At 70.4% G+C, this 19331-nt stretch carries 19 protein-coding genes; 10 read left to right on the forward strand and 9 right to left on the reverse strand.

Annotation, left to right across the window (positions count from 1 at the left end; translation table 11 throughout):
• Positions 1-18 precede the first annotated feature (18 nt).
• Positions 19-1116, forward strand: a complete 1098-nt coding sequence (locus tag BKA14_RS11410) for a phospholipase D-like domain-containing protein (RefSeq protein ID WP_184950902.1) — start codon at positions 19-21, stop codon at positions 1114-1116.
• A gap of 16 nt (positions 1117-1132) precedes the next feature.
• Here BKA14_RS11410 and BKA14_RS11415 read toward each other — a convergent pair whose 3' ends face one another.
• Positions 1133-1795: a response regulator gene (locus BKA14_RS11415; RefSeq protein WP_184950903.1), complete on the reverse strand. Its 663-nt coding sequence runs from the start codon at positions 1793-1795 to the stop codon at positions 1133-1135.
• Complete coding sequence (locus BKA14_RS44995; RefSeq protein ID WP_239092347.1) at positions 1792-3150, reverse strand: sensor histidine kinase; 1359 nt, start codon at positions 3148-3150, stop codon at positions 1792-1794. The genes BKA14_RS11415 and BKA14_RS44995 overlap by 4 nt, the downstream gene beginning before the upstream one ends.
• A gap of 143 nt (positions 3151-3293) precedes the next feature.
• Here BKA14_RS44995 and BKA14_RS11425 point away from each other — a divergent pair, with 143 nt between their 5' ends.
• The 6 genes from BKA14_RS11425 (at position 3294) to BKA14_RS11450 (ending at position 9223) form a co-directional block, all read left to right on the forward strand.
• Positions 3294-4286: a carboxymuconolactone decarboxylase family protein gene (locus BKA14_RS11425; protein WP_184950905.1), complete on the forward strand. Its 993-nt coding sequence runs from the start codon at positions 3294-3296 to the stop codon at positions 4284-4286.
• Between the two features lie 9 nt (positions 4287-4295).
• Positions 4296-4751, forward strand: coding sequence for a DUF6220 domain-containing protein (locus BKA14_RS11430; protein WP_221477247.1), 456 nt, complete (start codon positions 4296-4298; stop codon positions 4749-4751).
• On the forward strand, positions 4748-6586 hold the full coding sequence (locus BKA14_RS11435) for a multicopper oxidase family protein (RefSeq protein ID WP_184950906.1): 1839 nt from the start codon (positions 4748-4750) through the stop codon (positions 6584-6586). The genes BKA14_RS11430 and BKA14_RS11435 overlap by 4 nt, the downstream gene beginning before the upstream one ends.
• Positions 6583-6786 (forward strand): DUF899 family protein, encoded by a 204-nt coding sequence (locus BKA14_RS11440; RefSeq protein WP_184950907.1) that lies wholly within the window; start codon positions 6583-6585, stop codon positions 6784-6786. Before BKA14_RS11435 ends, BKA14_RS11440 begins: the two co-directional genes overlap by 4 nt.
• Before the next feature lie 143 nt (positions 6787-6929).
• Positions 6930-7193, forward strand: coding sequence for a hypothetical protein (locus BKA14_RS11445; protein WP_239092345.1), 264 nt, complete (start codon positions 6930-6932; stop codon positions 7191-7193).
• Positions 7194-7276: 83 nt separating this feature from the next.
• Complete coding sequence (locus BKA14_RS11450; protein ID WP_184950908.1) at positions 7277-9223, forward strand: acyl-CoA dehydrogenase family protein; 1947 nt, start codon at positions 7277-7279, stop codon at positions 9221-9223.
• Between the two features lie 42 nt (positions 9224-9265).
• Here the strand turns inward: BKA14_RS11450 and BKA14_RS11455 are convergent, their stop codons facing one another.
• Positions 9266-10315, reverse strand: a complete 1050-nt coding sequence (locus tag BKA14_RS11455; protein WP_184950909.1) for a M48 family metallopeptidase — start codon at positions 10313-10315, stop codon at positions 9266-9268.
• A gap of 247 nt (positions 10316-10562) precedes the next feature.
• Between BKA14_RS11455 and BKA14_RS11460 the strand changes: the two genes are divergently transcribed.
• Positions 10563-11420 carry an alpha/beta fold hydrolase gene (locus BKA14_RS11460; protein WP_239092344.1) on the forward strand — a complete coding sequence of 286 codons (858 nt, stop codon included), beginning with the start codon at positions 10563-10565 and terminating at the stop codon, positions 11418-11420.
• 52 nt (positions 11421-11472) lie between these two features.
• Here the strand turns inward: BKA14_RS11460 and BKA14_RS11465 are convergent, their stop codons facing one another.
• The 5 genes from BKA14_RS11465 to BKA14_RS11485 all read right to left on the reverse strand — a co-directional run bounded on the left by BKA14_RS11465 (position 11473) and on the right by BKA14_RS11485 (position 16635).
• Positions 11473-12567, reverse strand: coding sequence for an endo-1,4-beta-xylanase (locus BKA14_RS11465; protein ID WP_184950910.1), 1095 nt, complete (start codon positions 12565-12567; stop codon positions 11473-11475).
• 86 nt (positions 12568-12653) lie between these two features.
• Positions 12654-13187, reverse strand: a complete 534-nt coding sequence (locus BKA14_RS11470) for a GNAT family N-acetyltransferase (RefSeq protein WP_184950911.1) — start codon at positions 13185-13187, stop codon at positions 12654-12656.
• A gap of 81 nt (positions 13188-13268) precedes the next feature.
• Positions 13269-15260, reverse strand: coding sequence for a serine/threonine-protein kinase (locus BKA14_RS11475; protein ID WP_184950912.1), 1992 nt, complete (start codon positions 15258-15260; stop codon positions 13269-13271).
• Positions 15261-15271: 11 nt separating this feature from the next.
• The gene (locus tag BKA14_RS11480; RefSeq protein ID WP_184950913.1) at positions 15272-16063 is read right to left on the reverse strand and encodes an ABC transporter ATP-binding protein; all 792 of its coding nucleotides are present in this window, start codon (positions 16061-16063) and stop codon (positions 15272-15274) included.
• Between the two features lie 32 nt (positions 16064-16095).
• A complete protein-coding gene (locus BKA14_RS11485; protein WP_184950914.1) occupies positions 16096-16635 on the reverse strand; it encodes a TIGR03086 family metal-binding protein in 540 nt (179 codons plus the stop codon).
• 67 nt (positions 16636-16702) lie between these two features.
• On the opposite strand from BKA14_RS11485, the gene BKA14_RS11490 reads away from it, so the two are divergent.
• Positions 16703-17479 carry an AraC family transcriptional regulator gene (locus tag BKA14_RS11490; protein ID WP_239092343.1) on the forward strand — a complete coding sequence of 259 codons (777 nt, stop codon included), beginning with the start codon at positions 16703-16705 and terminating at the stop codon, positions 17477-17479.
• Positions 17476-18054 carry a phosphatase PAP2 family protein gene (locus tag BKA14_RS11495; RefSeq protein WP_221477248.1) on the forward strand — a complete coding sequence of 193 codons (579 nt, stop codon included), beginning with the start codon at positions 17476-17478 and terminating at the stop codon, positions 18052-18054. The genes BKA14_RS11490 and BKA14_RS11495 overlap by 4 nt, the downstream gene beginning before the upstream one ends.
• A gap of 86 nt (positions 18055-18140) precedes the next feature.
• On the opposite strand, the gene BKA14_RS11500 is transcribed toward BKA14_RS11495, so the two are convergent.
• Positions 18141-19307: an RtcB family protein gene (locus BKA14_RS11500; protein ID WP_184950916.1), complete on the reverse strand. Its 1167-nt coding sequence runs from the start codon at positions 19305-19307 to the stop codon at positions 18141-18143.
• Between the last annotated feature and the right edge of the window lie 24 nt (positions 19308-19331).

The raw sequence follows: 19331 nt of genomic DNA on the forward strand, positions 1-19331 counted from the left end.
GGCGACCACACTGACCGCATGGGTGTGGACCTGGGCAGTGTGGAGTTCTACGCGGGGCCGTCCGCTCTCGGTGGGCCCGACGATCTCGACGCGGTGATCCGCGAGTTCATCGCCGGCGCCACCGACACGTTGCTGATCGCCGTGCAGGAGCTGGATTCACGCGCGGTCGCCGAGGCGATCCTCGCGGCCAAAGCACGCAAGGTCAGCGTGCAGATCATTCTCGAAGGCGACTACCTGGTCGAGGATCCGCCGCTCGCCGACCCGTGGAGCCTCTCCGGCGACAACGAGCACAATCGGGTCATTCACTCGGCGCTGCTGCGGGCCGGCGTCGACCTGGTCACCGACCTCAACCCCAAGATTTTCCACCAGAAGTTCATCGTGCGGGACCCGGGCGCGCCCACTGCGGCGGTGCTGACCGGTTCGACCAACTTCACGCTGACCGACACCGGCAAGAACGCCAACGGGAACAACCTCAATCACGTTCTGGTCCTCCGCGGCCAGACCGCGACGGGGCTGTATGTGCGCGAGTTCGAGCGTTTGCGCAGTGGCACGTTCGGCGAGCTGCGGGAGCGCCGCGAGCCCCGGCCGCGCGAGTTCCGGCTCGGCGGCATCCGCGTCAAGCCCATCTTCGCGCCGCACCAGGGGCCCGAGATGGAGATCATGAAGCAGATGTTGAAGGCGGAACACAAGGTCGACTTCGCGATGTTCACCTTCGCTCAGTCGTCGGGCATCGACGACACGATGTTCTGGTTGCTCAAGGCGGGCATTCCGGTGCGTGGAGTGCTCGATCGTGGCCAGGGCAGCCAAGCGTGGGCGGCCACCATCCCGCTCATGGACAAGGGCGCCCAGTTGTTCGAGAACACGCCGGGCAACGGTGTGCGCAAGGTGCACCACAAGCTGATGGTGATCGACGAGCAGCTCGTGATCGTGGGCAGCTTCAACTACACCGCGCCCGCCGCGACCCTGAACGACGAGAACATCGTCGTGCTCGGTGATCTGGAGGAGAAAGACCCGGACGCGATCGCCGCTCAGCGTCGCCTGGCCGCCTACGTCCTCGAGGAGATCGACCGGGTCATCACGACGCTGTCGCGACCGGTCGCCGCCAGACAACGATAGTCCCGCGCGTCGAGCTTCACCGTCGCCGGGGAGCGATCAGCCCCGACTCGTAGGCCCAGACGACCAGCTGGGCGCGGTCGCGGCAGTGCAACTTGGTCATGGCCCGGTTGACGTGCGTCTTGGCAGTCAGCGGACTGATCACCATGCGCGCGGCGATCTCGTCGTTGGTCAGTCCCCGCGCCACCAGCTCGACGATCTCCTGTTCGCGGCCGGTGAGCACATCACGCCCGGCTGCCGGGTCGGGCGGCGGCGGACCGGTGACGAACTCGCTGATCAGCGTGCGGGTGACAGCGGGCGCCAGCAGGGCGTCACCCCGGGCCACGACCCCGATGGCCCGCAGCAGGTCGCCCGGGTCGGCGTCCTTGAGCAGGAACCCGCTGGCCCCGGCCCGCAACGCGGCGAACACGTAGGAGTCGAGCCCGAAGTTGGTGAGGATCAGCACCCGGACCCCGGCCAGACCCGGCTCGGCGGCGATGCGCCGGGTGGCGTCGATCCCGTCGAGCCCCGGCATCTGAACGTCCATCAGCACAACGTCGGGTCGCAGCACCCGGCACTGCTGCACCGCGCCCGCCCCGTCGGCGGCCTCCCCCACCACTTCGAGACCGTCCTCGGCCTCGAGCAGCGCCCGGAAGCCGGCCCGCATGAGCGCCTGGTCGTCGACCAGCAGAACCCGGATCACCCTGCCGCATCCCCCGCCGCACCGGTTCGGCCCGCTGTGCCCCGTACTGCGCCGTCCCCTGTCCCGCCACGCACAACGCTCTCCCCCGTTCCGCCGCCATTCTCTGAGTGGGCCCTCACACTCACGCCAGCGCGTGCGATGCCGCCGCGTACGGCGCCGTCACCTGGACCGCCGCCGGTCGCCACGCGGCCGCGCGTCGCCCTGTCACCGTCGGCAGCGCCGCTACGAGCCGCGCCGTCCAGAGGAAAGGTCGCCACCACCGCGAAGCCGCCGGCCTCGCGGGGCGCCGCCTGGAGGGTGCCGCCGAGGCCGGTCACCCGTTCCCGCATGCCGCGCAGGCCCACGCCGGGCGTCACGGGACAGTCAGGGGACGCCAGGCCGTCGTCGGTGACGGAGATCGTCAGAGACCCGAGCCCGTAGGCGATGTGGACGTCGGCGGCGGCGGGACCGGCGTGCCGGGCGATGTTCGTCAGCGCCTCCTGCACGACGCGGTAACCGGCCTGGTCGACCTCGGAGGGCAGCTCGGCGGGATCGCCCGAGACGTCAACCCGTACGGGGAAGCCGGACGCTCTGGTGCGCTCAGCCAGCTCTCCCACCAAGGCCAGCCCGACGCCCTCCACGTCGGACGGTGTGCGCAGCACCTCGAGCGTCTCGCGCAGCTCGCGCATCGCCGCACCGCCCGCTTCCTGGATCGCCAGCAGCGCGGCCGGCGGCTCCTCCCCGCGTTTACGGGCCAGATGGACGGCTATCCCGGCCTGCACTTTGATCACCGAGATGCTGTGCGTGAGCGAGTCGTGCAGGTCGCGCGCGATCCGCAAGCGCTCCTCCCCCGCACGCCGCAACGCCATCTCCTCCCGGGTGCGTTCGGCCTCGGCCGCTCGCTGCTCCACCTGTTCGAGATAGGCCCGGCGCTGACGGCCGATCACCCCGGCCACGTTGGCCGCCACGAACCAGCCCAGCAGCAACGACGTGCGTTCGACCAGTTGCTGCGCGGCCTCGCCCTCGGGAGCGGCCGAGATGTCCCGTGCGAGGAAGCCGCCGAGGAACAGCAGACTGGCCAACGCCGCAGGCAAGCGCCGGCCGCGCCAGGCCGTGAGATAGACCAGGCCGAGCACGGGGAACGCGGCGGCCACCCCGGCATGCACCCGCAGATGCAGGGCCAGCATCGAGACGGTCACGACCGCGAGCGCGACGACCGGAAAGCGCCTGCTCACAGCCACCGCGGCGGCCATCACGACGATCAGCAGGACACCGGGCGCCCCGGTCGGCGCGGCGTCGGGCGCGAGGGCAGCGTTGGCCAGCAGCAGCCCTCCCAGGAGGACGCCACCGGCGAGGTAGGGCAGGTCGAGTCGCACGTTGGCACTGTAGGACGGCGGCCCATCGACGGGCATCCCCTCGGCGCGGTAGTTCTGGCGTACTGCGAACGCAGTATTCGGGGAGGGCCAGGTGCCTGCGCCGGCGGGACGTCTCCGCGCCGTCGCCGCCCCAGCATCGGACCATGACTTATCGCTTCTTCGCCGCCCCGCCCCGGCCCACCGGCCTCGCCGCCGAGGTCAACCGCCAGCTCCGCGAGGACTTCATCGGTCCGCTGCCCGCATTCCAGGCCCTCGCCGCGGTGCCCGGGCTGATGGCCGCGACATGGTCGTTCATGCGCGAATCGCTGCTGGCCGACGCCGATCCGCCCGTCGATCGGGTCGACCGCGAGCTGGTCGCGGCCGTCGTGTCGCGCGCCAACCGCTGCCGGTTCTGTGTGGACGCTCATGTGACGTTGTTGCACAGTCTCGGCGCGCGCGACCTGGCCGAGATCATCGCCCGGGGCGACCCACCACCCGGCCTGCGGCACGCCGAGCTCGCCGCCTGGGCCACGGCCAGCCGGACGCCGCGGGCAAGAACCTGGAGCAGCCCGTACGGTCCTCAGCTGACCGGCACTCTGCTGGCGTTCCATTTCCTCAACCGGGTCGTGTCGGCGCTGCTCACCCCGGATCTGCTGCCCGGCGGGCTCCAGCGCCTCCCCGCGGTGCGGGCGGCCGGTGGACGACTCATCGCCCGCAACGCCCGCGACCCCAAGGAACCCGGCCGCAGCCTGGCCCTCCTGCCCACCGCGACCTCGGCCCCACCCGCGTGGGCCGCCGGCAGTCCGGTCGGAAAGGCGTACGCGGCCCTCGTCGACTTCGCCGTGGACGGCGGTGCCCTGCTGGGCACGGCGGCCCGCGAGACGGTCGTGGCCACCGCGCGCTGGGAGGACGGCCGGCATCCGCAACGGCCCGCCGACTGGGCCGCCGATCTGGTACGCGAACTGCCCGCCAAAGACCGTGTCGGCACCCGCATCGCCCTGCTGGCCGCCTTCGCCCCGCACGCGATCAGCCGGGGCGACGTCGGCTTGTGGCAGCTCACCCACCCGGATGACGCCGATCTCGTCCGGCTGGTCGCCTTCGGCGCGGTCACCGCCACCGCCCACGTCGCCCGGGCCCTCGACCCGGCTCACCGTTAGGACCGCATCATGCGCAAGGCCTTCGTCGTCGCCAGTACCGTCCTGCTGATCGTCTTCGCCCTGCAGTTCGTCTTCGCTGCCGTCGGCGCCTTCACCGATCCCCGGGACGATTCCTCGTACGCCCTGCACAGCCTCACCGGCATGGCGGTCATCCCGGTGCTCACGTTATTGACGACGTTGTTCGCTTTCCTGGCCAAGGCAACCGGCCGGCTGATCGCAATGAGCATCCTGCCGCTCGGACTGACCGTTCTGCAGGCGTTGCTGGCCACGCTGGCGAACGCGTTCACCGACGAGTCGGGCGGCAGCACGGTCACCGGCCTGATCATCGGCGGTCTGCACGCAGTGAACGGCATCATCGCGGTGCACATCGTTGTGGCCGTCGTGCGCGGAGCGAGCAGACACGCGCAACCTCCGACGGCCGTTGCACCGGGTCCGGGTGTCGCCTCGCCGGTGGACGTCGCATGACGACGGGTTCGCTGCTGGCCGCCGATCTGGTCGTCGCGGTGCTGATCGCCGCGGGATGGCTCGGTGCCGGAGCGGCGGCGGCGGCCGGGCGCCGTCCGATCGCGCTCGGATCGGCGGCTCTCGCCCTTACGGCCACTACCGGTCGCGCGCTGACGATCGTCGCGCTCGTTCGCGCCGGGTGGTGGTTCGGAGCCGAGAAAGTGCTGATAGCCGGGCCGCTGCTCGCGGCCGGGATGGCCGTCGCTGTCGCCGCCCTGCTTCGTAGGCGGGCAGAATCCGTCGCGCTAATGTTCGCGGGTTACGCAGCCACAGCCGCGGTGCTCGTCACTGTCCTGCACGGGTATCCGGTGTCAGCCGGGGTGGCGTTGTTCGCGGTGTCGGGCATCGCTGCGGCGACAGCCGTGACGTGGCGTGTTCTCGGAGCGCGGTCTTCACCGAGGGCGTCGCGGACGGCCGGCGCGGTCGCGGTCGCGGCGCTCGTGGCCGGGACCGGGCTGGCCGCCTCGGCCGGCGCCACCCCGGTCTCGCCGCATCGGCATGTGCCGGTGGCCGGGCCGGCGGTGGGCGAGCCGACGAAACGGTTCACGTTCGAGGCCGGGCGGACGACCGTCGACGCCGGCGGCCGGAAGGTGCGGGCGTGGGCGTTCAACGGTCAGGTGCCCGGCCCGGAGATCGCAGCCACAGTGGGTGACATCATCGAGGTGACATTGCGGAATCGCGACATCGATCGAGGCGTGACGTTGCACTGGCACGGCTATGACGTGCCGAACGACCAGGACGGCGTGCCGGACGTGACACAGGCCGCGGTGCTGCCGGGGCAGCAGTTCGTGTACCGGTTCCGCGCCGACCAGGCGGGAACGTATTGGTATCACACGCATTCGGCGTCCGACGTGGGCGTCCGGATGGGACTGTACGGGGTGCTCGTCGTCCGTCCCCGCGCCGCGACCGGTGTCGACGTGGTCGTCCCTGTGCACAGGTTGTCGGGGCATGACCTGCCCGCTGCATTCGTCACCGCCGCCGGGCCCGGAGCCCCGGTGCGGCTGCGCCTGATCAACACCGACAGCATCACCCACCGGTACGCCGTAACGGGCGCCCCGTTCCGCGTCGCGGCGATCGACGGGATGGACTTGCGCGATCCGCCACCGCTCGCCGGGGAGGCGCTGTCCATCCCGGCCGGTGGCCGCTACGACGTGGTCACGACAGCGGCGGCCGCGCTTTCTGTCGATGGCCGCCGGCTCTGGTCGGCTGAAACGACCGTGTCCGGGATGCCGCCGTCCGCAACACTCCCGGCTGATGCACGATCGGCGGATGCACACCCGGGCGCAACGCGGTCGGCGGAAGCACAACCGGACGCAACGCGGTCGGCCGCGACGCAACCAGCCGCAACCGACCGCTGGCCGGTGTTCGATCCGCTCACGTACGGCACACCCTCGCGCACTTCTTGGTCGCAGTTCGATCGGTCGTTCACGCTCGTGCTCGACCGTGGCGTGGACTTGCGCGGTTTGCTGCCACGTTATGCGCACACGGTCAACGGAGCGGCCGACCCGGACATCCCCGTGCAGTTCGTCCGGCGCGGCGACATCGTGAAGTTCACGATCGTCAACCGCTCACTGGTCGTCCATCCGTGGCATTTGCACGGCCACCATGTGCTCGTCCTTGCGCGCAACGGACAGGCCGCAACCGGAAGCCCGCTCTGGCTGGATTCGTTCGACGTCCGCCCGGGCGAGGTGTGGGAGGTGGCGTTCGAGGCGGACAACCCGGGCATGTGGGCCAATCACTGCCACAACCTGCCCCATGCCGACGCAGGCATGATGCTGCACCTCGCCTACGAATGACCCCGCCGGCCGAGGGCGGGTTTCTGTTCAGCATGTTCCTGCGTGACGGCGATGACGTCTTCCGGGCGTACAGCACCACTCGGCGCGGCGTCGACCGGCTGCTGTTCTCGAACAACGTGAAGGACCTGAGCGCGTACGGGCGGCAGGAGGACTGGGAGGACTCCCCCGCGGGCTGGCCCCAGCACCCGACCTACGGCTGACTCGTGTGACGACCTCATGACTGCGCGCTAACGACGCGGCCGCGCAGCAGAAATTGTCGTACCGCCGGGCTAACTTGGCGATGAGTTCTCAACGGGCCGCCGGTCTTGTCGACGGAGAGTGTCAGCCGAAGGAGAAGATCCCCATGACCACCACCGCCCCGATGTTGACCGTTGCTCGCGCCGAAGCGCTGTTCACAAGCCATTTGCCTACCGGCAGCAGGCCGTCCTACGTCGCCGTCGAGCAGGCGATCCGTCACGCTGTGCGCACGCGTGGCGGTGTCCGCGGGTGCGCGGCCGACGTCGCCGGTGAGTACGGCGACCATCCCGAGTCGGCCGCTCCTCGCATGCGCTGGGCGCGCGAGGTCGTCGAGGATCTGTACGGGTCGCGCTGGGTCCTGGCGGCTTGAAGGGACGTGGCGTGCTTCACCGCTGGTTCGCACCGGAGCCGGGGTAATGTTGCTACTCACCAGTAACAAGTGGTGGAGGCGACATGCTCAGCGAACGACTCCGGGACGTCCTCGACGGCAGGTGGGCGCACGTCCGTAAGGCCGCGCGCACCGAACTGGCCGGTGACAAGTTCGTCACCGTGTACGGCGAGACGATCGACGAGGCGCGCGAGCGCGTCACCCGGCTGTTGCGTCAGTTGCCGTCCGACCCGGGCGTGGCGGCGGGCTTCCCGATCGAGTACGGGGGCCGGGCCGACCCCGGCGGCTCGGTGGTCGCGGCCGAGATGCTCGCGCAGATCGACCTGTCGCTGATGGTCAAGGCCGGCGTGCAGTGGGGTCTGTTCGGCGGCGCCGTCACCGCGCTGGGCACGAAGTATCACCACGACCTCTACCTGCGGGACATCATCTCGGCCGACCTGCTGGGCTGTTTCGCGATGACGGAGACCGGCCACGGCTCCGACGTGCAGCAACTGCGCACCACCGCCACGTACGACCCCGCGACGCAGACGTTCGACCTGCACACCCCGCACGAGGCAGCCCGCAAGGACTACATCGGCAACGCCGCCCGCGACGGCCGCCTGGCGGTCGTGTTCGCGCAGCTCGTCACCGGCGGCAAGCGCTACGGCGTGCACGCCTGGCTGGTTCCCGTCCGTGACGAGGACGGCAACCCGATGCCGGGCGTGACCATCGGCGACGACGGGCACAAGGCCGGCCTGCTCGGCGTCGACAACGGGCGCCTCTCGTTCGACCACGTCTCCGTCCCGCGCGAGATGCTGCTCGACCGTTACGGCCAGGTCGCCCCCGACGGCTCGTACACGAGCTCGATCGACAACGACGTCCGCCGCTTCTTCACCATGCTCGGCACACTGGTGCGCGGGCGGGTGGTGGTCGGCGGTTCGGCCGCGAACGCCGCCAAGAGCGCGCTCACCATCGCCGTACGGTATGGGGAATCCCGTCGCCAGTTCGGCGCGCCGGGTGAGCAGCGCGAGATCACCCTCAACGACTATTTGGCTCACCAGCGCATCCTCACGACGAACCTGGCCACCGCGTACGCCTTGCATTTCGCCCAGGACGAGCTGGTCAACGCGCTGCACGAGGTGCAGACGGCCGACGGCCCGGTCGACGAGCACCGGCAGCGCGAGCTGGAGTCACGCGCGGCGGGCCTCAAGGCGGCCCAGACCTGGCACGCCACCCGCGCGATCCAGGCCGCCCGCGAGGCCTGCGGCGGCGCCGGCTATCTGGCCGAGAACAGGCTGCCCGGCCTCAAGGCGGACACCGACGTGTTCACCACGTTCGAGGGTGACAACACCGTGCTGCTGCAGCTCGTGGCCAAGGGCCTGCTCACCGGTTATCGCGACGCGTTCGGCTCGCTCGACGGGTGGGGCCGGGCCACGTTCGTCGCCGACCAGGTGCGGTCGATGGTGCTCGAACGGACGGCGGCCCGCGGTCTGATCCAGAGACTGATCGACGCGGTGCCGGGCCGGGACGAGGAGGTCGCCCTGACCCACCGCGGCTGGCACCTGGCCCTCTTCGAGGATCGCGAGAAGCATCTGCTTGAGGGCGCCGTGCGGCGGCTGCGCAACGGCGCGGCCCAGAAGAAGGATCGGCAGTTCGACATCTTCAACGACGTGCAGGATCACGTGCTCGAAGTGGCGCGCGCCCACATCGACCGGATCGTGCTCGAGGCGTTCGTGGCCGGCATCGACCGTACGGCCGACGACGAGGTCAAGGCGCTGCTGTCCAAGGTGTGCGACTTGTACGCGTTGAGCACGATCGAGACGCACAAGGGCTGGTATCTGGAGCACCAGCGGCTCACCCCGGCCCGTTCCAAAGCGGTCACCGGCATGGTCAACGACCTGCTCCGCCAGCTGCGCCCGCACATGGCGACGCTGGTCGACGCCTTCGCCGTGCCCGAGGAGTGGCTCAACGCGGCGATCCTGCGCGAGGAGCCCAGCCGGCAGGACGTGATGGCCGAACACGACGCGCGTTGACGGGGGCAGCGCGGCCTCGATACCCGCGCCGCCCCCGCACGATCAGGAGCCGTTGCTGTCGCCCCGGCCCCGAGCCCAGTCGCGGGCCCCTCGCGCGGCCGATCCCACCAGGTCGGCCGCCCCGCCCGCAGCGCGGCGGGCGAAGGTGACCAGGGGGTCAGGCGTGTCGCGCAGCGTGTCGCGGTAGCTGGCCGCCGCCTCCTTGATGTCGGCGGTCACCGAGGCGTCACGGTCGTCGTCGCGGCGCGGGTAGTCACCGCCCAGGATGCGGGCGTAGTCCCCCGAGTCGACCCATTTCTGCAGCTCGGCGGCGCGCGCCACCGGCACCGGCTGGTCGCTGAACGCAGTCATGCCGATCTTGTGGATGCTGTCGCGGATGTCGCCGCCGCCCTCGTACTCCGCGGCCTGCTCCAGGAACGCCGCGGTGTCGATCTGCGACAGGTCGCCACCACCGGCCATCTTCATGAACAGGCGCAGCGAGGCCGCCGGGTCCTGCGCGGCAAGCAGGCCCGCCCGGTCGGCCGACAGCTCGGCCTTGCGCCACCACTCGTACATCGCCGCGATGATGGCCCGCATCGCGATCACGCCCACCGGCACCCAGCTGATGTTCGTGACCCAGCGGGTCAGGATCGTCATGATCGTCTGGTAGACGGCGTGGCCGCTGCGGACGTGGCCGATCTCGCGGCCGAGCAGCGTCCGCAGCTCCTCGTCGTCCAGTTTCTCGACCGCACCCGTGCTGATCACGATGAACGGCCGGTCCATGCCGATCGCCTTGCCGCTGATGATCGGCTGCTGGCTCACGTACAGCTCCGGGCGCTCGGCGACGTCGAGCACGTCGGCGGCCTCGGCGAACAGGCCGTGCACGCGCGGGTATTGCCGGTGGTCGACACGGATCGCGCCGGCCAGGTACGACAGGCGGAACCCCCGCTCGTTCCACATGCCGAAGAGGCCGCGCACGACGTCGTCGAAGCCGCGCAGTTCGCGCAGCGCCGTCAACGCGCCCCGGTCGGCCGGATGCTCCCAGGCCCGCGAGCTGATGCCGGTCAGGGCGACCCGCTGCCGCGCCGGCCGGTTGTCGTCCTCGATTGTCATCGTGACCCTCCCGTGGTCGGTTCCGGTAAGAGAATCCCGGAGCCGGGGGGATTCTCGCATCGGCTCTGGGCCGGAAACGTACCCGGCCGACTCCAACTTTCGGCTGATGCTCAGGTACTGCCACCGACCCGTACCGAAGGACGTTCCGCGCCTCGCCCGAGCGGGTCAGAATTTCTTCCGGCGGCACCGATGAGTTCGGGCGGCACGGCAGGTCCTACCGGCACCACACGATACGAGAGGCTTTGAAGTGACTGCTGAGACGCACACCCTGAGCACCGACGGCGCCGAGATCACTTACGATGTGCGGCCCGGCGACGGCCCCACCCTGCTGCTGATCGGCTCGCCGATGGACGCCGGCGGCTTCGCCACGCTGGCGAGCCATTTCCCCGACCGCAAGGTGGTCACCTACGACCCGCGCGGCATCTCCCGCAGCAAGCTCACCGGCGGTCAGACCACGTCGACACCCGAGCAGCACGCCGACGACCTGAGCCGCCTCATCGACACCGTCGGCGATGGCCCGGTCGACGTGTTCGCCAGCAGCGGCGGCGCCGTCAACGGGCTCGCCCTGGTCACGGCGCATCCCGAGCAGGTACGCACGCTGGTCGCGCACGAACCGCCGGCCCTGCCGGTGCTGCCCGATCGGGAGAATGCGCTGGCCGCCGTTCAGGGCATCTACGACCTCTACCAGAAGTCGGGCGCGGGCCCGGCCATGGTCAAGTTCATCCTCAGCACGAGCGTCAAGGGCGAGATCCCGGCCGGGTGGATCGACCAGCCCGGTCCCAGCCCCGAGGATTTCGGCATGTCGTCGCAGGACGACGGCTCCCGCGACGACATCCTCCTGAGTCAGAACCTCATCTCCTGTACGCACTACGAGCCCGACTTCGCGAAGCTGCGCGCCGCGGCGACGCGCATCGTGGTCGGTGTGGGCGAGGAGTCGAAGGACGAACTCGCCCACCGCGCCGGCGAAGGTGTGGCCGCCGGCCTCGGGGTCGAGCCGGTGACGTTCCCCAGCCACCACGGCGGCTTCCTGGGCGGGGAGTTCGGTCAGATGGGCGACCCGGACAACTTCGCGGCCAAGCTGCGCGAGGTGCTCGAGGCGAAGTGACGCCCGGTGCTCGCCCGGGGCCGGCAGACGGGGGCCCGGGCGAGCGAGCGGGTCAGCGGCGGGCGCGGGCCAGCGTGTCGCGGAGCGTGTAGTAGGCCGGCTTCTTCGTGAAGTCGTCCCACATCACCGTCGCGGCGCCCTCGGCCGGGAAGAAGACCGGCACCCAGGAGTACTTGTCGGTGAAGCCCCAGATCGTGAACGAGTTGCAGTCGTCGACCGCCAGGCAGGCATCCAGCACGGTCTTGTAGTACGAGGCCTGGGTGGCCAGCTGCTCGGCGGTGGGCACGCCGCCCTCGGGCAGGTCCATGCGCACGTCGAGCTCGGTGATCGCGGTCTTGAGGCCGAGGTCGTCGAAGCGCTGGAGCACGCCCGCGAGCTGGTCGGGGGCGCCGTAGCGCATGCTGAGGTGGGCCTGCGAGGCGAAGCCGTGCAGGGGCACCCGCGCGGCGAGAAGCTGCTTGGCCAGCGTCTCGTAGGCGTCGACCTTCACGCCCGGCCATTCGACGCCGTAGTCGTTGAGGAACAGCTGCGCCCGGGGGTCGGCCTGGTGAGCCCAGCGGAAGGCGTCCGCGACGATGCCCGGGCCGAGCTCACGGATCCAGATGTTCTCCTGGCGGTACTCGCCGTTCTCGTTGAAGATCTCGTTCGCCACGTCCCACTGCTGGATCTGGCCCCGGTAGCGGCCGACCACGGTGAAGATGTGGCTCTTGAGGATCTGCCGCAGCTCGGCCTTGGTGAACGTGCCCTCGGAGAGCCAGGTGGGGTTCTGGCTGTGCCACAACAGCGTGTGGCCCCGCACGACCTGCCCGTTCGCGCGCGCGAAGCGCACGATCGCGTCGGCCGGCCCGAAGTTGTACTTGGTGCGTTCCGGGTGGATGAACTCCCACTTCATCTGGTTCTCGGGCGAGACGGAGTTGAACTCCTTGGCCAGCACCCGCCGATAGGGCCGGTCGTTGGGGAACGGGTCCGGGTAGGGCTGGTCGACGTGGTGACCGCCGCCGGCGACCGCGGTGCCGATCCGCAAGTCTCGCGGGGTTACCGATCGCAGCGTCCGGTCCTTGGCGCCGGCCTGGACCGGTTGTACGACAAAACCGAGAGTTGCCGTGGCGGCGAGGACGGCCACCACGGCACGAGTTGCTCTCTTCACGTGGAACTCCTTCGAGGAACGTCGGTGAATTCGCTCCCGTAACTTCCGGAGGTTCCCCGTAAGTTATTTCGATCGAGTGGTGTACGTCAATGTTGCCTTTCCCGGACGATCGTGGTTCCGCTCTCCCCCGGCGCCTCGACCTCCCGCGGCGCGCGGCTCACCTCGGTGAACCCGGCCTTGACGGCGACGGCCGCGGACGCCCGGTTGGCCTCGTCGTGCTTGATGGCCACCCGGTCGATCCCGGGCAGGGTCAGCGCCACCCGGGTCAGCGCGTCCACGGCCGCCGTCATGAAACCCCGTCCCGCGTACGGCGTACGCATCCAATAGCCGATCTCGAGCACACCCGGCCCCATCCGGGTCATCAGCCCGATCGAGCCGACCAGCTCCCCCACGCTGGTGAAGATCGCGTAGTTGAACTGATCGCCCTCAGCCCAGCCCTCCTGCGACCGCGTAATGTAGTCGACCGCGTCGTCGAGGTTGTAGGCCTCGGTGGCCCAGGGCAGGAACTCGCGCAACTCGGGCAGCGATTCCTTGATCGCGACCAGGGCCTCGGGGGCCCAGGCCGGCTCCCAGCGTTTGAGCACGAGCTCACCAGCATTGATCATCTCGGGTGGTTCCATGCCCGAGAGCCTTCCCGTACGGCACTCCGGGCGCAAACGACATAGCGCGCGCCGCGACAGCGGGGACGGAGATCGGCCTGGTCACTCGAGGTCGACTCGGGCCACCGTGGCCACCTGGCCGTTCCGGATGGTCACCAGCGACGGGCGCGGGGAGATCTCCGACGACACCGTCACGTAGGTGTCGAAAGACACCGCGCACGTGCCCGCATGTGTCTTCGGATCCAGGCACTGGGCCGGGTCGTGGCGGTAGTCGAGGTAGCGGGGCTCGGCGGCGATCGGCAGGCTGACCCGGGTTCCGCTGTTCACCGGCACGAGCTTCTTGGCGCATTGCGGCGACGTCGGCGGCAGGGCGAACCGCTCGCAGTACTCGGTGCCGGTCACGTACTCGGCGGGCTCCAGGATCGCTACCCGGCCCCGGTCGTAGAGCATGTGCATCCCGGCCGTGAGCTGCGCGTCACCGGTCATGAAGGCCGGCACGCCGGTGGCGTCGCCCGAGCGCAACTGCGCATCGGTGAACGTGACGACCGCTCGTCCGGCGCCGGCCGACACGGCCCCGAGCAGCACGCGGCCGCCGGTCAGGGACGACTCGGTGAGCGGACCCCGTACGGCCTGCTTGCCGTCGACGGTCAGCGTGGCCTGCTGATCGTCGGCGACCAGCCGCAGGTCGTGCGCCGTGCCGGTCGTGGTCGCGACCCGGGCGGTGGCGATGACCGTCTCGAGACCGTCGATCACGCTGGCCAGCCGCACCACGCCGGGGCACACCGCGGCCCGGTAGCCGTCGGCGTCCTCGTCGTTCTCCTTGTTCTCGGCGCGAAACGAGATGGCCGCGCAGGATTGCGCGTTACCGAGCGTGGCCTTGACGGCGATGCTCTGGCTGGACGGGAACACGGTGTCGGTGTAAGGCGCGCACATCGAGGCCTTGGCCGCCTCCACGCGCAGGCCGTTGCGGTACGTGCAGGAGCCGGTCTTCTGAAAGATCGATTCCTTGCGCAGCGGGTCGAAGATGCTCGGCCCCGGGACGACCGGCGGTGCCGCCGAGGACAAGGCGGGAGCGGGCGCCGGGGCTGCGGCCGGTGACAGGGTCCGGAACCCGACGCCGGCCAGGGCGGCCAGCACGGTCGCACCCGCCGCGGCCAGGAGGACGGACCGGCGGGGGCGGCGGCGCCGCGACGACGTGGTGGCGAAACGACCCGATTGCTGGGCGGCCGCCTCGGCCGAACGTTGCAGCGGGGCGGGCAGCGGCGGCCCGCTCGGCGCGCCCGTGACCAGCAGCCGGTCGAGCAATTCGGCCGCGGTGGGCCGGTTCCCGGGTTGCTTGTCGAGCGCCGCGTCGACCATTTCGGCCAGGTACGGCGGCAGGTTCTCGACGCGGGGTGGCTGGGTCAGGATGCGGGCGGCGGTGACCGCGGGGGTGTCGCCGCCGAACGGGGTGCGGCCGTTGCCCGCGTACGCCACGACCGCGCCCCAGGCGAACACGTCGACGGCCGGCGTGAGCTGCCAGTCCGTGTCGGGGTCGAGGCGCTCGGGGGCCATGTAGGCCAGCGTGCCGACGACCTCCTCGGCACGCGTGTGGAAGCTGGTCGGTTCGAGCGGCCGCGCGATGCCGAAGTCGATCACTTTGGGCTGGCCCAGGGCGAACAGCACGTTGCGCGGTTTGAGATCGCGGTGGATCACACCGGCGCCGTGGATCGCGGCCAGCGCCGTGGCCACCCCGACGGCCACGCCGTGCAGGCTGCCGCCGGTCAGCGGGCCGTTCTCGGCGACGACCTCGCTCAAGGTCGGCCCGTCCACGTATTCGACGACCAGGTAGGGCGTCGCGTGGTCGGGGTCGGCGTCGAGCACCTCGGCCGTGCAGAACGGCGGCACCTGCCGGGCCCGGCTGACCTCGCTGCGGAAACGTGCGCGAAAGTGTTCCTCGTGCGCGTACTCGGCGCGGATCACCTTGACGGCGACGAGCCGGCCGCCGGGCGCCTCAGCCAGGAAGACCGAGCCCATGCCGCCCTCGCCGAGCCGCGACAGCAGCCGGTAAGGGCCGACGAACGGCGGGTCGGTAGTGCGCAGAGGATCAGCCACGGAGGGCCAACCTACCGCGCGGAGCGGGCGACCGCCCTGGCACCCCAGCGGCCGTCGGCGAACGTCACCCGGATCGGATGGTCGAAGGCGTCCGAGACGTGCGCGGTGGTGAGCACTTCGGTGGCGGGTCCGGCCACGACCACGCGACCCTCCTTGAGCAGCAACGCGTGCGTGGTGCTGGCCGGCAGTTCCTCCAGGTGATGCGTCACCACGATCGAAGCGAGCCGGGGATGTGTGCGGTCGAGCAGGTCGATCGTCTCCAGCAGTTGCTCGCGGGCGGCGATGTCGAGCCCCGTGGACGGCTCGTCGAGCAGCAGCAGGCGGGGGCGGCTGATCAGGGCGCGCGCGATGAGCACCCGGCCGCGTTCACCTTGCGACAACGTCGGCCACCGCTCCTCGGCCCGGCGGGTCAGCCCGAACGTCTCGATCAGCTCGTCGGCCCGATCGACCTCCTCGGGCTCGGCCTTGCGGCGCGGCGGCGTCTCAATCGAACCGTGCAGACCGGTCAGCACGACCTCCCGTACGGTCAACGGCGAACGCAACGGGTGCCGCGGGTTGACGTGGCCGATCGCCCGGCGTAGTTCCTGCAGGTCGACGCGCCCGAGCCGGCGGCCCAGCACGCTGACCGCGCCCGAGCTCGGGTGGGTCAGCGCGCCGCAGAACCCGAGGATCGTGCTCTTGCCGGCCCCGTTCGCGCCGAGCAACGCCCAGTGCTCACCTTCGCGCACTTCAAGGCTGATGCCGTGCAGAATCTGTTTGCCCTCACGGCGGAAGGTGACGTCCTCGAGCTCCACGACGTTCATAAGCACGCAATGCTGCCATGCGAAGCGCGCGATCAGTGAAAGGGGTTACGACCGCTCAACGCGAGCGCACGATCGAACGTCGAGACGTCGCCCGGAACGGTCACCGGTTGCGCGAAGATGCCCATCGCGCGGCCCTGCTCACCCATCGTCGTGACGAACCGCAGCGTCGTCGCGGCCACGCCGTCGTCCACGCGATACTCCTGGCCGGTGGCCCGCGCAAGATCCCACCCGTGGATCGCCACGTCGCTGACCAGCATCGCGACGGCCATGTCGGCCGGCATCGGCGTACCGCCCATGCGCACCGGCCGCTGCCAGGGCTCGGGCCCCTGCCACGCGTCGGCGGCGCCCACGTCGAACGAACGCGCCGACGGGGACACCCAATGCTCATCCGCGATCGGCTCACCATGACCGGCCATCTCGAGGGCCTCCACCACGAGCAGCAGATGATGCGTGAGCGCCCGGACGTCCCACTCGTGGCACGGCGTGGACAGGCCCGCCTGCTCGGGTGTGACGTCGCGGACGACCGCCGCCGACGTCGTGAGGGCCCGGACCATGATGTCGTGTAGTTTCATGCGCAGGAGCCTAGGAACGTCCGTCACCTGCGCTCTTGAAGAAACGCGACTTGTTAGGCTTCCCGGCGTGCCGGCGATCCTCAACCCGGGCCGGGGCCGGCGGAAGTTCGATTTCCGCGCGCCGGCCGCCGCCCCCGGGCTGAGCCCGTACGTCGAGCACTATTGGATCGTCTCGTGGGACCTGCGCGGCCAGGAGCCGTACGAGCAGCGGGTCCTGCCCTACCCGGCGGTCAACGTCACCTTCAAGCCCGGCCGCTGCCGCGTCGCCGGCGTCATCACCGGACCGTTCCACGAGGTGCTCGAGGGCGCGGGCCGGGTCTTCGGCGTGCGGTTCCGGCCCGGCGGGTTCCGGCCGTTCCTGAGCGCTCCCGTCGCCACGATCACCGGCCGCTACGTGCCGGTCGCGACGGTGTTCGGCGACGACCTGGCCGCGCGCATCCTGGGCGCCGACGATCGGGATGCCGTACGGGAAATGGACGCCTTCCTGTCGGCGCGCGCGCCCGGGCAGCCATCGCCCGCCGCCGAGCTGACCGCCGCCGTGGTCGCGCGGGCAGCCGAGGACACCGGCATCACGCGCGTGGACGACCTGGCCCGCGAATTCGCGGTAAGCGTGCGCCACCTGCAGCGGCTGTTCGCCGAGTACGTCGGGGTCAGCCCCAAGTGGGTTATCCGGCGCGCACGTCTGCACGAGGCGTCCGACCGCATCCAGGCCGGCACGTCCGTCGACCTGGGCGCGCTCGCGGCCGAACTCGGCTACAGCGACCAGGCCCACCTGACCCGCGACTTCACCAGCATGGTCGGCCTGCCGCCGGCGTCCTACCGGAAGGCACAGGACCAAAATTGAGCATCCGGGTCGCCCGCGTGATCACCGAGGTGCTCGCGCCGGGAGTGCTCGTCGCCGTGCTGTTGCTGATCGTCGGCTTTCACGCGGGCGGCGAGCCGGGCGTCTCCCGGTGGTGGGGTGCGCCGGCCGCGGTGTTCGCCGCCGGCATCCCCATGGCGTACGTGTTCCGCGGTGTGCGCCGGGGCCGCCTGACCAACCATCACATCCCCGAGCGCGAGCACCGCCGCGGACCGCTCGTCTTCGGCGCGGTGTCGGTCGCGATCGGCACCGCCGCCCTGGTCGCCCTGGGCGCGCCGCGCGAGCTGCTGGCCCTGCTCGCGGCGGGCATCACCGGCCTGGTCGTGTTCGGCGCCGTGACGGCGTACTGGAAGATGTCGATCCACTCCGGGGTGGCCGCCGGGACCGCGGCGGTGCTGGTCGCCGTCTACGGGCCGATCGCGTTGCTCGCCGTGCCGCTGGTGCCGCTCGTCGGCTGGTCCCGGCTGGTGCTGGCGGCGCACACCTTCGCGCAAGTTGTGGCCGGAACGCTCGTCGGCGCCCTGATCGCGGGCACCGTCTTCCCGGCCCTGCGCTGAGCCGCCGCAGAACCGGGAGACAACGGTGACCTGTCGCGGAGCCGGGACACGACGATGACCTGTCGCAGAACCGGGAGACCGCCGGGTCAGTCGCCCTTCACATTGACGATCTGACGCAGCGTGTGGCGCACCTCGACCAGGTCGTCCGCGTCCTGCATGACCACGTCGATCGGCTTGTAGGCGCCCGGGATCTCGTCCAGGAACGCGTCCGTGTCCCGGAACTCGATGCCCTTCATCGCCTCCCGCAGCTGCTCACGGGTGAACGTCTTGCGTGCCTTGGACCGCGACAGCTGCCGGCCCGCGCCGTGCGGCGACGAGTTCAGCGCGACCGGGTTGCCCTTGCCGACCACCACGTACGAGGCGTCGCCCATCGACCCCGGGATCAGGCCCGGCCGGCCCTTCTCGGCGTTGATCGCACCCTTGCGCGAAAGCCACACCTTCTTGCCGAAGTGCGTCTCCTGCTCCGTGTAGTTGTGGTGGCACTGCACCCGCTCGAGTTCGCGCACTTCACTGTCCACGAACTGCGCGAAACAGTCCACGACGCGATCCATCATCTCGTCCCGGTTGGCCAGCGCGAAGTCCTGAGCCCAGCGCAGCTGGCGGATGTACTCCCAGAACTCGTCGGTGCCCTCGGCCAGGTAGGCCAGGTCCGGGTCCGGCAGGTCGATCCACCAGCGCTTCGCCGACTCCTGCGCCACCTTGATGTGATGCGTGGCGATCTTGTTGCCGACGCCGCGCGACCCCGAGTGCAGGAAGAGCCAGACCTGGCCGTTCTCGTCCGCGGTGACCTCGATGAAGTGGTTGCCCGAGCCGAGCGTCCCCAGCTGCAGCTCCCAGTTGCCGGCGTAACGGCCCGGCTCGAAACCGGCCTTCTCCGCCTTGGTCTTGAGCATTTCGATGCGCGTACGTGCAGTGTCGCTCACGCTCGTGTTGTACGAACCTGCGCTGAGCGGCACGGCGTTCTCGATCGCCGTGCGCAGGTCGGCCAGGTTCGGGTTGAGCTCGTCCCGGTGGTACTGCGTGCGCACCGCGGCCATCCCGCAGCCGATGTCGACCCCGACCGCGGCCGGGATGATCGCGCCGAGCGTCGGAATGACCGAACCGACCGTTGCGCCCTTGCCCAGATGCGCGTCCGGCATGAGGGCGATGTGCGGGAAGATGAAGGGCAGACGGGAGGCTTTCTCGGCCTGTCCCTTCGTCTCCGCTTCCAGCAGGCTGGCCCAGTTCACCAGTCGCTCGTTGATCTTCTCCACAGCAGTCACTCCTCCCGAGATCTT

This window comes from Paractinoplanes abujensis (genome assembly GCF_014204895.1).
Lineage (GTDB): Bacteria > Actinomycetota > Actinomycetes > Mycobacteriales > Micromonosporaceae > Actinoplanes > Actinoplanes abujensis.

What these genes read in the sequence shown, in the direction of transcription:
- BKA14_RS11410 (WP_184950902.1), top strand. Translation starts at nt 19, where the DNA reads ATGGGTGTGGACCTGGGCAGTGTGGAGTTCTACGCGGGGCCGTCCGCT.
- BKA14_RS11425 (WP_184950905.1), top strand. Translation starts at nt 3,294, where the DNA reads ATGACTTATCGCTTCTTCGCCGCCCCGCCCCGGCCCACCGGCCTCGCC.
- BKA14_RS11430 (WP_221477247.1), top strand. Translation starts at nt 4,296, where the DNA reads ATGCGCAAGGCCTTCGTCGTCGCCAGTACCGTCCTGCTGATCGTCTTC.
- BKA14_RS11435 (WP_184950906.1), top strand. Translation starts at nt 4,748, where the DNA reads ATGACGACGGGTTCGCTGCTGGCCGCCGATCTGGTCGTCGCGGTGCTG.
- BKA14_RS11440 (WP_184950907.1), top strand. Translation starts at nt 6,583, where the DNA reads ATGACCCCGCCGGCCGAGGGCGGGTTTCTGTTCAGCATGTTCCTGCGT.
- BKA14_RS11445 (WP_239092345.1), top strand. Translation starts at nt 6,930, where the DNA reads ATGACCACCACCGCCCCGATGTTGACCGTTGCTCGCGCCGAAGCGCTG.
- BKA14_RS11450 (WP_184950908.1), top strand. Translation starts at nt 7,277, where the DNA reads ATGCTCAGCGAACGACTCCGGGACGTCCTCGACGGCAGGTGGGCGCAC.
- BKA14_RS11455 (WP_184950909.1), bottom strand. Translation starts at nt 10,315, where the DNA reads ATGACAATCGAGGACGACAACCGGCCGGCGCGGCAGCGGGTCGCCCTG.
- BKA14_RS11470 (WP_184950911.1), bottom strand. Translation starts at nt 13,187, where the DNA reads ATGGAACCACCCGAGATGATCAATGCTGGTGAGCTCGTGCTCAAACGC.
- BKA14_RS11480 (WP_184950913.1), bottom strand. Translation starts at nt 16,063, where the DNA reads ATGAACGTCGTGGAGCTCGAGGACGTCACCTTCCGCCGTGAGGGCAAA.
- BKA14_RS11485 (WP_184950914.1), bottom strand. Translation starts at nt 16,635, where the DNA reads ATGAAACTACACGACATCATGGTCCGGGCCCTCACGACGTCGGCGGCG.